Annotated in this window: 11 protein-coding genes; 4 read left to right on the top strand and 7 right to left on the bottom strand. The window is 38.0% G+C overall.

Annotated features, from left to right (window positions below):
• Positions 1-444: 444 nt before the first annotated feature.
• Positions 445-930 (top strand): phosphoribosyl-AMP cyclohydrolase, encoded by a 486-nt coding sequence (gene hisI / locus CALSC_RS08030; protein ID WP_088240848.1) that lies wholly within the window; start codon positions 445-447, stop codon positions 928-930.
• A 359-nt stretch (positions 931-1,289) separates the two neighbouring features.
• Here the strand turns inward: hisI and folE are convergent, their stop codons facing one another.
• From folE to thrS, 4 genes are all read right to left on the bottom strand, one after another.
• Positions 1,290-1,940, bottom strand: coding sequence for a GTP cyclohydrolase I FolE (folE, locus tag CALSC_RS08025; RefSeq protein WP_088240847.1), 651 nt, complete (start codon positions 1,938-1,940; stop codon positions 1,290-1,292).
• Positions 1,941-2,132: 192 nt separating this feature from the next.
• Positions 2,133-3,206, bottom strand: coding sequence for a CobW family GTP-binding protein (locus CALSC_RS08020; RefSeq protein WP_088240846.1), 1,074 nt, complete (start codon positions 3,204-3,206; stop codon positions 2,133-2,135).
• Positions 3,207-3,282: 76 nt separating this feature from the next.
• Entirely contained in the window at positions 3,283-3,540 is a 258-nt protein-coding gene (locus tag CALSC_RS08015) for a hypothetical protein (RefSeq protein WP_088240845.1), read from the bottom strand.
• Positions 3,541-3,551: 11 nt separating this feature from the next.
• Positions 3,552-5,396: a threonine--tRNA ligase gene (gene thrS / locus CALSC_RS08010; RefSeq protein ID WP_088240844.1), complete on the bottom strand. Its 1,845-nt coding sequence runs from the start codon at positions 5,394-5,396 to the stop codon at positions 3,552-3,554.
• A gap of 136 nt (positions 5,397-5,532) precedes the next feature.
• Between thrS and CALSC_RS08005 the strand changes: the two genes are divergently transcribed.
• Entirely contained in the window at positions 5,533-6,498 is a 966-nt protein-coding gene (locus tag CALSC_RS08005) for a CobW family GTP-binding protein (protein ID WP_235006721.1), read from the top strand.
• 47 nt (positions 6,499-6,545) lie between these two features.
• Here CALSC_RS08005 and CALSC_RS08000 read toward each other — a convergent pair whose 3' ends face one another.
• Entirely contained in the window at positions 6,546-7,985 is a 1,440-nt protein-coding gene (locus CALSC_RS08000; RefSeq protein WP_088240842.1) for a sodium/glutamate symporter, read from the bottom strand.
• Positions 7,986-8,148: 163 nt separating this feature from the next.
• Positions 8,149-8,523 carry a DUF952 domain-containing protein gene (locus CALSC_RS07995; RefSeq protein WP_088240841.1) on the bottom strand — a complete coding sequence of 125 codons (375 nt, stop codon included), beginning with the start codon at positions 8,521-8,523 and terminating at the stop codon, positions 8,149-8,151.
• A 240-nt stretch (positions 8,524-8,763) separates the two neighbouring features.
• Here CALSC_RS07995 and CALSC_RS07990 point away from each other — a divergent pair, with 240 nt between their 5' ends.
• Together CALSC_RS07990 and CALSC_RS07985 are read left to right on the top strand one after the other, a co-directional pair.
• Positions 8,764-9,537 carry a glucosamine-6-phosphate deaminase gene (locus tag CALSC_RS07990; RefSeq protein ID WP_088240840.1) on the top strand — a complete coding sequence of 258 codons (774 nt, stop codon included), beginning with the start codon at positions 8,764-8,766 and terminating at the stop codon, positions 9,535-9,537.
• A 396-nt stretch (positions 9,538-9,933) separates the two neighbouring features.
• Positions 9,934-10,614 (top strand): response regulator transcription factor, encoded by a 681-nt coding sequence (locus CALSC_RS07985; RefSeq protein ID WP_088240849.1) that lies wholly within the window; start codon positions 9,934-9,936, stop codon positions 10,612-10,614.
• A 141-nt stretch (positions 10,615-10,755) separates the two neighbouring features.
• On the opposite strand, the gene CALSC_RS07980 is transcribed toward CALSC_RS07985, so the two are convergent.
• A complete protein-coding gene (locus CALSC_RS07980) occupies positions 10,756-12,804 on the bottom strand; it encodes a serine/threonine-protein kinase (RefSeq protein ID WP_088240839.1) in 2,049 nt (682 codons plus the stop codon).
• Positions 12,805-13,045: the final 241 nt, after the last annotated feature.

Raw genomic sequence — 13,045 nt, 5'->3', positions numbered from 1 at the left:
AGTGTAATGGAGTCGCGAGTAAGTGCTTGCGATGTAAAAAGCCGTAGACTTCTCTAACAAAAATAACCTGTATATTAGATATCTCCAAAAAAGATAAAAGCTTTACTGTGACTAGTTTAAATCGTGCTAATGCAAGGGTGATTTTTGTGCTAGTCAATACAGTCATTTCAGTTATCAGTTATCAGTTATCAGTTATCAGTTATCAGTTTCACCATTGCGGGATAATTTATCAAAGGGTAAATTTTTATGGCAGCGCTCGCCTACGGCGGGCGCTCCGCGCTATCGTGAAACAACTCCCTGGAGTATTGCTAATTTCAATGCTAGCAGTAAAGTTTCTACAGAATTTTTACAGATAAATTAGGTTGGAGTAGATAGGATATTTGGACTAATTTTGAATAATAATGATTATCATGCCTAATTATATCCAAGTTAAAACTTCTGGTTATGAATCAACTATTTAGTCCCCGCATCTCTGTAGAACAGGTAGAAGAAGGTTTCCAGCTTGCTCCTAAATTTGATGGTAACGGGTTGATTCCCGTGGTGACAACCGATGTTAATACTGGTGAGGTGCTAATGCACGCTTACATGAATGAGGAAGCTTTAGTCAAAACTATTGAAACAGGGGAAGCTCATTATTATAGTCGTAGTCGTCAGCAATTATGGCATAAAGGTGCTACAAGCGGACTGGTACAAAAAGTCCGACAATTATTGATTGATGATGACCAAGATTGTGTGTGGATGCGGGTTGAGGTTGCGGGTTCCGGTGCAAGTTGTCACGTCGGCTATCGTTCTTGCTTTTATCGTAGTATTCCTGTGGGAAACAATGCAGTTTCTGAGGAAAAAGGGGTAAGCTTGCAGTTTACGGAGATAGAGAAAACCTTCGACCCGCAAGTTGTTTATGGGGATGCACCTAATCCGACGCAACTTTGAGGAATTTCATTTGTATCGGGATAGTGTGTCCATTTGCCGCTTCCGCGCAATCGCGTAGCGGCTTAAAAGTGGGAATGACCTATAGTGAGGAAACTAAAGTATTACAATTAGGTGAAAATTCAAACTTAAAATTTAACAACTTCGTCGAGCATAATGGGCGATCGCGTGTAAATACAGCAACTACCACCGCTTAAAACTTTTTATTGGGGATTACCTGTACGGGAATCTCTTATTTATGAGTTAAATATTCAATTAGAGTTGTTTTACCACTACTTACAAATCCTAAAACTAGGTTAACAGGCAATGGATTGAGTTGATTTCCCATTGCCTATATTCAAGTTATAAATTCAAGTTATGAATTAATGGAACTGAGGAGTATGTCTAATCAAATTCATAAACTCCTCACGGGTACGGGAATCATCTGCAAATACACCCCGCATTGCACTAGTAACAGTCCAAGAGCCTGGTTTTTGCACCCCACGCATCACCATACACATATGACTAGCTTCTACAACCACCGCAACACCTTGGGGTTTCAACAATCCTTGGAGTGCATCAGCAATTTGTAAAGTCAATCTTTCCTGTACTTGTAAACGTCGTGCATACATTTCACAAATACGGGCAATTTTTGACAATCCAATCACTTTCCCATTGGGAATATAAGCCACATGAGCGCGGCCAATTATTGGTAAAATGTGGTGTTCGCAGGAACTAAAAATATCAATATCCCGCACTAAAACCATTTCGTCTGCACTTTCTGTAAAAACTGCACCATTTAACAGCTCATCCAAAGATTCATGATATCCCTTGGTGAGAAACTGTAAAGCTTTCATCACCCTTTTGGGTGTATCTTTTAATCCTTCTCTATCTGGATCTTCACCTAATCCGAGCAACAAAGTTCGTACAGCTTGCATCATCTCTGCTTCTGTAACTTGTGGCTTTTGTTGAGTAGATTGAGACGCAATAAGTTGTTCGGCAGAATTGAATTCTGGACGAAATGATAAAGTCATTGTATTGCTCTGATAGTTGTTGATGATTAGTGAGTATGATTACTTAGAAGTCATACTATTTCTTTATAAGGATACAACGAATGAAGCCCACACAAGTGGGCTTTGTTATGGTATCCCCGCTCTTTAAGAGTGAGGGCGATTAAGTGCATCCTCATACAGAATTAGTATCACTAATTTTTTCTTAATACTTCTTCATAATACCAAACATTGATCTAAAAGAGAATGTATCTCATTTTTTTCCAGATTTCTGCCAATGAAGACTAGCTGATTGCTCGGTGTAGTTGACCATTCTTCCCCATCGATTTGATAACGAGGACCGCTGAGTTGAAATATATGGCGTAATTCGCTATCACTAAACCACAGAATACCCTTTGCTCGGAACACATTTTCTGGCATTTGCTCGTTTAAGAAATGCTCAAATTTATAGACATCGAAAGGTTTCTCGCTCTGATAAGAGATAGAAACAAAGCCATCATTCTCTAAGTGGTGTGAATGATGGTGATGATGTTCGTGTTCGTGATGGTGGTGGTGATGATGTTCGTGTTCATGCTCATGTTCATGATGGTGATGATCGTGATGGTGATGCTCATCTTCCTCCACCAAAGAAGCATATTCATCTGTTTGTACTAAGTCTACGCCGAGAATTAATGGTAAAGCTACCTGACCATAGGTAGTATGTAGAATCTTCGCGCTTGCTTTTGTTTCATTGATAAAACTCTCTAATTCTGCCAATTTTTCTGGAGTAGCCAAGTCAGTTTTATTCAGAAGAATAATATCACCATAGGTAATCTGTTTTAAAGCTGCTTCACTTTGAAAATGTTCCCGATTAAAGGCTTCCGCATCAACGACAGTGAGAATAGAATCAAGAGAAGTGAATCTCCGTAATTCTGTCCCTAAAAAGGTTAAGACAATAGGTAATGGATCGGCCACACCTGTGGTTTCGATGACCATATAATCTACACGGTCATCTCTTTCTAAAATTCGATAAACAGCATCAACTAATCCATCATTGATGGTACAACAAATACAGCCGTTACTTAATTCCATCATGTCGTCTTCTGTGGAGACTAGTAATTGGCTGTCAATATTAATATCTCCAAATTCATTCACCAAGACAGCGACTTTTAAGTCTTGTTTATTATGTAGGATTTGATTGAGTAATGTAGTTTTTCCACTTCCTAAAAAACCCGTAATGATGGTGACAGGCATTCCTCGCTTGGGAATATTAGGAATAATATCAGGTTGGGGTGTAGTGACTTGAGTCATATGATTTTAGATTTTAGATTTTAGATTTTGGGTTTTAGATTTTGGATTTTGGATCACTCTACACAGCTTGTTGAATTTACGTCTCTAACAATTGGGAAATGTCTGCATATTCAATCTCAGCCATACTTTTATGAATTTTGTACTGCTGTAAGAAATTATTCATTACATTAATTGCAGTTTTCACAGGTGGACAATCAAATTCTGTACACTGTAATTGCCTAAGAGAGATGGGAATTTCTTGATTAATTTTCAAAGCCTGATAAACCCATTGCTTAATTTGCTGAGTTTGTTGTGAATTACTGGGTTGAGATTGTTTGTCAAACTTGAAATTCATATCACTAAACCTTAAATTATGGTTTTAGATGCGATCGCAGTTTGTAAACGACTGACGACTTCATTCACTGACAGTGCTCCTAAATCCCCGGCTTCTCTGGTACGTACACTCAAAGTTTGATTTTCCACTTCTCGCTTACCCACTACCGCAACTACAGGAATTTTTTCTAATTCAGCGGTACGAATTAATTTCCCTAACCTTTCTCCACTACTGTCAACTTCTACCCTAAAACCTGCTGTACGTAAATCAGCAGCCATTGATTCTGCATAATCTCTGACTTCATCACTCACAGGTAATAATCGTAATTGAATTGGTGCTAACCACAAGGGAAAGTTACCAGCATAGTTCTCAATTAAAATCCCAAAAAATCTTTCTAACGAGCCAAAAATTGCTCTATGAATCATAATTGGTCGCTGTTTTGTGTTGTCACTAGCGACATATTCCATGTCAAATCTTTCGGGTAAATTAAAGTCTACCTGAATTGTGGAGCATTGCCATAATCTACCAATTGCATCTCGAATTTTAATATCTATTTTCGGTCCATAAAATGCACCACCACCTTCGTCAATTAGATAATCCCATCCCTTAGTATTTAATGCTTGTTTTAAAGCCGTAGTTGCTAATTCCCATACCTCATCTGTCCCCACGGATTTATTAGGACGGGTGGAAAGATTTACTTCGTAATTTTCAAAGCCAAAGTCAGATAATATTTGTTCTGTGAGATTTAAAACTGCCAAAATCTCATCTGCTATTTGGTGGGGTAAACAAAAAACATGAGCATCATCTTGGGTAAAACCACGTACCCGCATTAAACCATGTAATGCTCCCGAACGTTCATAACGGTAAACAGTTCCTAGTTCTGCCCATCTTAGGGGTAATTCCCGATAGGAATGCTGCTTATTTTTGTAGGTTAAAACATGGAAAGGACAATTCATTGGCTTAATTTGATAAGCCTGTTTCTCCACTTCCATGGAATCAAACATATTCTCATTATAAAAGTCAAAATGACCAGACGTTTTCCATAAATCTAAATTAGCAATGTGGGGAGTATACAACAATTGATAACCAGATTCTAGGTGAGATTTTCGCCAGTAATCTTCAATTATGTAGCGAATAATTGCACCCTTGGGATGCCAAAATACCAATCCTCCACCAGCATCTTCTTGAATGCTAAATAAATCCAGTTCTTGCCCTAATTTACGATGATCCCGTCGTAATGCTTCTTCTCTTTGCTGTAAATATACTTGTAATGCTTCTGGAGTTTCCCAAGCTGTACCGTAAATACGTTGCAACATGGGTTTAGTTTCATCCCCTTGCCAATATGCACCCGCTACACTTAATAATTTGAATCCATCCGGGTGAATTTCTTCCGTAAAATTTACATGGGGTCCGGCGCACAAATCCCACCAGTATTCAGTGGGAGATAAAGCACTTGCAGCAAACAATGATGGTTCTATTTTTCCACCATCAGGATTACCAATAAAATAGCGAGTAATTGTTTCCTCAACAGGAATACGTTCTAATATTTCTAATTTAAAGGGTTCATGTAAAGCTACAATTTCTGCCTTAATCTCTTCTCTTGCTACTTCTTCACGAATAATTGGTAGATTTAACGTGATTATTCGCTGCATTTCAGTCTCAATTTTACCCAAGTCATCCACAGTAATACCGATCGGACAATCAAAATCGTAGTAAAATCCCGTTTCAGTAACTGGCCCTATAGCGACCTTTGTCCCTGGAAACAGCTTTTGTACAGCCATTGCCATGATGTGAGCGCAGGTATGACGTATGTGTTCTAATCTTTCTGAGTTCTGCTTGTGACGACTATCTTGGGACTGAGGTACTGAGCTGACCATGACAAAATAGAATGAGAATCGTTATCATGATAGCGCGAAAATGAAATTTAGCAATACCAACTCTGGGAATAGTTTGACTGGGTAATATTAAGTTATCGATGATGAGTGAAGTTTAGCAGTTATCAATAAATTGAGAGTGCTTAAAAATACTATAAAAATACCAGTAACAATTATCACAGGATTTTTGGGAAGTGGGAAAACCACTTTACTAAATCATATTTTAATAAATTGCCAGGATTTAAAAGTAGCTGTTTTGGTAAATGAATTTGGCGATATTAATATTGATAGTCAGCTTTTAGTTTCTATTGATGAGCAAATAATAGAACTGAGTAATGGCTGTATTTGTTGCACTATCAATGGTAGTTTAACTGATGCGGTAAATCAAGTTTTAGAACAACAGGATATAGATTATATTATTGTGGAGACTACGGGGATAGCTGAACCCGTGCCTTTAATGATGACTTTTTTGAGTAGTTCATTAAGCAATAAAACTCGTTTAGATTCTATGCTTACAGTTGTGGATGTAGACAATTTTAACCCTGATAAAGTTGAGAATAAAATAGCATTGAATCAAATTATTTATAGTGATATGATTCTGCTGAATAAGACTGATTTAGTGACAGAAACTAAAATTACACAGATTGAAGAGTATATCAAGTCAGTGAAGATGGGAGCAGTAATTCTACATTCTGAGTATGGGCAGGTTCCTTTACCTTTGATTTTAGATGTGGGCAAGCATCATTATAAGTCCCTTAATTTGACTTCCTTGCAATATCATTGTGTTAATTTGTCTGATATTAACCATGATAAAATTGACGATTTTATGTATGTTAGTTTCCAAAGTGACCGCCCTTTAATTTTGGAGAAATTTAGCAGGTTTTTGGATCAGAAATTACCATCAAATATATTTCGGGGTAAAGGGATTCTCTGGTATCAAGGAAGCCAAATGCGTCACATTTTTCAACTTTGTGGTAGGCGTTCTAATTTTCAAAGTGATCGATGGACTACTTCTCCTTATAATCAACTAGTTTTTATTGGATGGCGATTAGATGCGGATAGAATAAAAATGCAGTTGCAAGAATGTTTAGTTGCTGATTGGTAAATAAATTTCTTACCTCTTGTTGATTCCTATTGTTTAAGCCTGAATCCTTATGAAACTGCTTTTTGTAATTGCTGACAATTCCAAATACCAAAAATTAACCAAAATACCAAAATTGCTGATGTCATGAATAATATTGGTACGGCTCCATATTCCTTAATCAAAGGTGGTGCAGCAGCAGTAAATAAGCCACCACCAAGAATTGGCTCAAATAGTAGTTGCTTGTAAGCAAAGCATTCAAATGCACCAGAACGGTTGTCAGGATCTACCATTCGCAACAATAATATACCTGTTGCTGTTACACCCATAGATTGTCCCAAGTCACCTAAACCTCGTTCGTAAGCGTAAAAAGGAATGAGGCGTGGGGCTAAAAATATGAATGCACAAACATTCCAAGCAATACCAGCAGCTGCAAGAATAATTAAGGGAAGTAAGTTTTGACCAAGTGCCGTTAAGGAAATAGTTGCTAATGCTGTGATAATAGTCACATCCAAGGCTAATCCACCTATGCGCTCCATTAGGGGACGACTGACGGCATAGCTCCGGTTGATGCGTATTAACATAATTTGCACTAGAATACCACCAATCAAGGCAATGGGGAATAGGGGAACATAGGGTATGAGTTTTAATCCATCTATTCTTCCCCAAGTGAGAGACTCAAGGAGTTGTAGTGCTTGCAAAATCAACCAACCAAAAGCAATAGCTAATCCCACAAAACCAAAATTGAGGGAAATGGGATCGATTAATAGATCCCGGAATAATCTTTTTCTGGCTTCAATAGTCCCTGTATTTTCTTGTGTATTGCTGTGAATACTATCTTCATCAATTCCCAACTCTGGAGCAGTTTCCCGGCTAATTTGAATCCGTCCCGTGCGTTTACCCCAGTTCATCAACCAAGTACCAGAAATAATTCCGGAAATCAATCCGATTGTAGCTAAAGTTAAGGATAAATCTGCACCAGCCTCAAAGCCTAATTTCTGGAAAGTTTCTGCCATGCCCGCAGCAGTCCCATGTCCCCCTTCAAAACTAATTTCAATCAAAGAGGCCGCAATGGGTGGTAAATTAAAAACAGGTGTTAAGACTGCGATCGCTAATAATAATCCGATCACATATTGTCCCCAGCCTAAAGCTTGTCCGAAAGCTGCTTGAGGTGAAGCTTGCTGCCAAATAATCCGCCATCCAGGAATTGTCTGTCCTAGAAATAAGGTAGCAAAGACAATATTGATAAAAATACTGGGTGACTGTTTCCAGACTGTCTCTATGGCTGGGGGAAATATACCATTAACTAGGGGTGAGTCGGGACTAACGGTTATTTTGACAATCTCCCCCAAAGCACTTGGTCCCAATAGTAAGGCAATTACACCAGCTACAACAGAACTGGGGATAAATAGAGATTTGAGGATGGGAACACGCTGTCTGATTAGTCGTCCCACAATCAGTAAAACTCCAATCAGAATATAAGCCCAAAAGACATCTATTAGTTTAAACATCAATTATGAGAATCAAAAATATATCCCTTTTTCCATGAAAGGAATACGGTTACAGCGGAGGTTTGGTGTTAAAATTATATCAGTTAAGTGAGCCTCAACAGTTGTATTAAATTTACCACAATATTGCTGAATTTAAATATATTGTATTAGTAGCTGATTAGTTTTAGATATCTATGATTTTCATACTTTGGAAGTAGGTTTTGATCTCTGGGGATAATTGAAAATACCCATTGTCACCTACAGGAAAATCCAATACATTTAATACAGCACTTATATTTAAAGCACCATATATATGAGGGAAATTTTCCTGCTTTTCAGCTTCTTCATAAAGAATTTCTGCCTCCACGCGATCGCTATCAATAAATAGAATCACTAATCCTTGTTGGTGCAGGAAAAATCGATTAGCGACTGGAATAACTTGCTTGGGAGTAGAACAGTGGATGAATCCTTCTGTATCTAAGGTATCTCCCCGATAAATACCAATTTTTTCTGCTTGTTCCCATTGTTGCTTTTGGGTTATATGAAGAATGATATGCATATAAAATAAGTGTAATATTTGAAATACTATCGGACTAATATTTAATTTTTGAGCAAGACTCAGAACACCTCAAAAGTCTAATTTGATTCAAAAAAATAAACTGAATGACTATAGTATAACATTGTGGAAGTACCAACCCTATGAACAGTAAACTTATTATTTATTACCTATTACTTATTACTTGCGCGTAGCGCTATTTATGTTGTTCTGATGTATAAATTAAATCTCTAAAGTGAAATAATGCCATCTCCCAAAATCTTTCGTGTCGATGATCTGACGGTACAGGTTTATAATTCAGAAATTGAAATGTCGCGGCAAGTTGCAGAAATTGTCCAACATTATCTACAAGATGTAATTCGCCGACAAAATACTGCTAGGCTCTTATTCGCTACAGGAAATTCCCAAATCAAATTTTTGCAGGATTTGATCGCATTAGGTAATGTGGATTGGGAAAAGATTACTTGTTTTCATTTAGATGAATATTTGGGTATTACAGCTAACCACCCTGCCAGTTTTCGTTACTATTTACAGAATAGGGTAGAAAATCATATTCACCCCCAAAAATTTCACTACATCCAAGGTGATACTTTACAGCCTTTAGCAGAATGCTCCCGGTACAGCCAATTATTACAAGCTCAACCCATAGACCTTTGTCTATTAGGTATGGGTAACAATGGACACATAGCCTTCAATGACCCGGATGTGGCAGAATTTCAAGATCCATACATGATGAAACTAGTCAAGTTGGATCTAGCAAATCGCCAACAGCAAGTGGATACCGGCTATTTCCCCAATCTACTCAATGTTCCGGAATATGGGTTAACCGTGACAATTCCCATGATTTGCTCTGCACGCAAAATTATCTGTCTAGCACCAACCCAACGCAAAGCGAAGGTGGTGAAACAAATGTTACATGGTAATATTACTACGGATTGTCCAGCTTCTATCCTGCGGCAACAAATACAAGCAACTTTGTTCTTAGATGTGGATGCTGCGAAACTGCTGCATCAATAATTTGTATAATTAAGGACAGACATAGAAATGAGAAAGCGATCGCAATCATCAATTCTTGCTGGAAAATATTCTGTTACAACTGCGGAAAAGTCACACGTGATGAAGGCTAGTTTTGGGTCTGTTTAGCCGAATACCCCGAAAAATCAGATAATCATCCTTGTTTTGAGGAAAAATAGCAGAAATAGATTTTTGCCTTGATTCAATAAGCTTGCTAAGATAATTATCTATCTAAAAGCTATAAAATATCTGTTTTTTACAACTCAGTAATAAAGGTGGGGAATTATTTCTGTTCGCGGTATAACCGGCTTTTTACGCACAATACAGAATCCTACCAAATAATTTAGAACTGAAAACGCAACAAGTTTCTGGAGCTAAAATACTAGGGTGATAATGTCCATACCCCTAAATATTCTTGTAGTAGATGACGACTTAGGAACTCGTCTTTCTATTAGTGATTATCTTGAATTATCTGGTTACAAAGTCATGACTGCTAAAGACGGTCAAGAAGCTTTGGATATACTAGAGAAATATCATCTAGACTTAATTGTTACTGATATTGTGATGCCAAAAATGAATGGCTATGAATTGGTGCGCCAACTGAGGCAAAAACCATCATGGCGTTTATTACCAGTGATTTTGTTGACTGGACGCACTAAAACCCAGGAAAGAATTTTAGGTTATCAATCCGGCTGCGATCTATATTTGCCCAAACCATTTGAGTTGGAAGAATTGGGTGCAGCAATTCAAAATCTTTTGGAGCGATCGCAAATAATTCAAGCGGAGTATGGTTATCATCGGGAAAATATTGCCACTTCCACTACTTCCCATAAAGCTGAGGAAAATCACTACGCTCAATTTGATTTGGAGACATCCCAAATGATCTCCTCTTTAACAACCAGAGAGCGAGAAGTGCTAGAAATTTTGACTTATGGTCTTTCTAATGCTGAAATTGGAAATCAGTTGCATCTGAGTCCGCGAACTGTAGAAAAATATGTGAGTAGTTTGTTACGAAAAACTATGACTAGTAATCGCGCTGAGTTGGTACGCTTTGCCATTAAACATGGTCTTGTGGAGTAGGAGATACGGACTGATGCAAATAGCGGCAGAGGGGCAGGGAGCAGGGAGCAGGGAGCAGGGAGCAGGGGGAGTGAAGCAAGTAGTTCAAGTCCAGAAATTGGGTAATTTATTTTCTGGTGTTCCCTAAAGATAATTTAATTTTTAATCAGTAGCTTGCCAAATTTTCATTGCATTCTCAGAACCACTGATTAAAGTTTTTCCATCTTCAGTAAAGGTAAGGGCACGTATTCCTTGCTCATGTCCCCTGAGAGTGGTAACTTGTTTGCCAGATTCGAGGTTCCACAGTTTAATGGTGTTGTCATCACTACCACTAACAAGAATTTTGCCATTAGGAGCAATGACTAGGGAGTTTATCTTACCCAAATGACCTTTGAGGGTGGTAATTTGTTTGCCAGATTCGAGATGCCAAAGTTTAATTGTGTTGTCATAACTAGCACTGACAATGGTTTTGCCATTGGGGGTAATCCCTAAACTTGTGACTGTGCCCAAATGCCCTTTGAGGGTGCGAATTAGTTTGCCAGATGCCAAATGCCATAATTTAATAGTACTATCTGCACTACCACTAGCGAGAACTTGTTTATTGGGAGCGATCGCTAAACTTGTAATAATTTTGCCATGACCTTTAAAAGTTATGATCTCTTGTCTTGTCAAGAGATTCCACAATTTAATGGTTCTATCCACACTACTACTGGCGAGGATATGACCATCAACACTAAAAGCAAGAGTGTTAATTGAATGGGAGTGACTCCCTAAAGTTCTGATTTCTTGTCCTGTAGCTAAATTCCATAGCTTAATGGTTTTATCATCACTACCACTAACCAGAGTTTGTCCATCTGGGCTGATAGCAAGGGTAGTAATGGGCTGGGAATGACTATTCAGGGTAGATATTTCCCTTCCGGTTTTAGTGTTCCACAACTTAATATTTTTATTGCTAGCAGTGGCAATAGTACTACCATCTGGACTAAAGGCAAAAGATGTGATGGATTGAGATTCAGCCGAGAGGGTTTTCCCTAAAGAAAAGTTTTCTCCAGATATAGAAGATTTAGGGGGAAAAAGGGATGGATTTTTGACAGAATTATGGTTTGGCTGATTAATACTAGAGGAAATAAGGCTTTCCAAATAGCGATACTGGCGATACCAAAATTCACCTGAGCCCAATAATGCGATCGCAACAACAACAGTGAGTATATTAATTATTTTGACATATTTTTTGGGATCAGTGGGAGCTTGAGTTGGTAATGGTTGGGGAGGAGTGGCGACAATCTCTTCTTCTATGAAGAAGGAAGGTAATGGTTCTAAATTGGCTGTTAAATCCTTAATTACCTCATCTGCTGACTGATAGCGGTGTTTTATATCTTTTTCCAACAAACCATCTAAAACCTGAGCTAAATCCTTATCTACTGTCGTCCGCAAATATCCACGCCAATTTTTGACCCAACTATAACCATGTTCCATCCATAACTGAAACGGAGAAGTACCCGTCAGTAGATGAAAGCAAGTAGCTCCTAAGCTAAATAAGTCACTGGCGGGATAAGCTGCGCCATCTCGAATTTGTTCCAAGGGAGAATAGCCATGGGAACCAATAGAAGTACCCATTTTCATTTGTACCCTTGCCGTTAATTGCTTAGAAGAGCCAAAATCAATCAAGCACACTCGCCCATCACTTTCACGACGGATAATATTTTGTGGTTTAATATCCCGATGTATCACTCCGCGATCGTGAATAAATTTGAGTACAGGTAACAAACTCAGTAAAATGTCTTTAATATCTTCCGAACTATAAGATACTTTCCACTGCAACTCTTTTAATAAATTGTGCCCATTAATAAATTGCTGTACTAAGAACATATAGTTATCTTGTTCAAAGTAAGCTAACAAAGTGGGAATTTGGGAATGTTCTCCCAGTTGCTTCAGCCGTTGCGCTTCTTTCTGAAACAATTCCATTGCTTTGGAAATTGCCCAACTCCCTTGAAATTTAGGTGCTAACTGCTTGATAACACAATTTTCGTCAAGTTTATCAATATCCTCAGCTAAATAGGTTTTACCAAACCCTCCTTCATTAGACAGTACCCTAATCACACGAAAACGGTTTCGCAGCAGTGGCACTAAGGGAGTGCTACAAGTTTGGCACAAATTGTTGCCATCAGGGTTAAGAGGATTAGGGCAATCAGGATTAAGGCAGCAGATCATGGGTTAATGGACGTGACTGCATCACAAATTATGCTAATTTTGCCCAGAATTTCGACTAAATAAGATTAATGATTTTCCCATTATACAAAAATCAAATAAATATGGCGGTTCAGCTATAATTTCCAGTATTTTCTAGGGATGAGGTATGAACTTAAACGAATTATTTGTACATGGTACTTACAATCAAAATCCATCAAATATTGATAGAATATATTTATAGCTTGTTACTTTTTAAAATCCG

The organism is Calothrix rhizosoleniae SC01 (assembly GCF_900185595.1).
Classification (GTDB): domain Bacteria; phylum Cyanobacteriota; class Cyanobacteriia; order Cyanobacteriales; family Nostocaceae; genus Calothrix_A; species Calothrix_A rhizosoleniae.
The sequence above is the reverse complement of the archived record's forward strand: the minus strand, read 5'-3'. Positions and strand labels throughout refer to the sequence as shown.

Excerpts from the sequence above, each read along its gene's own strand:
- CALSC_RS08015 (WP_088240845.1), bottom strand. The coding sequence starts at position 3,540 with ATGAATTTCAAGTTTGACAAACAATCTCAACCCAGTAATTCACAACAA.
- CALSC_RS07990 (WP_088240840.1), top strand. The coding sequence starts at position 8,764 with ATGCCATCTCCCAAAATCTTTCGTGTCGATGATCTGACGGTACAGGTT.
- folE (WP_088240847.1), bottom strand. The coding sequence starts at position 1,940 with ATGACTTTATCATTTCGTCCAGAATTCAATTCTGCCGAACAACTTATT.
- thrS (WP_088240844.1), bottom strand. The coding sequence starts at position 5,396 with ATGGTCAGCTCAGTACCTCAGTCCCAAGATAGTCGTCACAAGCAGAAC.
- CALSC_RS08000 (WP_088240842.1), bottom strand. The coding sequence starts at position 7,985 with ATGTTTAAACTAATAGATGTCTTTTGGGCTTATATTCTGATTGGAGTT.
- CALSC_RS08020 (WP_088240846.1), bottom strand. The coding sequence starts at position 3,206 with ATGACTCAAGTCACTACACCCCAACCTGATATTATTCCTAATATTCCC.
- CALSC_RS07980 (WP_088240839.1), bottom strand. The coding sequence starts at position 12,804 with ATGATCTGCTGCCTTAATCCTGATTGCCCTAATCCTCTTAACCCTGAT.
- hisI (WP_088240848.1), top strand. The coding sequence starts at position 445 with ATGAATCAACTATTTAGTCCCCGCATCTCTGTAGAACAGGTAGAAGAA.
- CALSC_RS07995 (WP_088240841.1), bottom strand. The coding sequence starts at position 8,523 with ATGCATATCATTCTTCATATAACCCAAAAGCAACAATGGGAACAAGCA.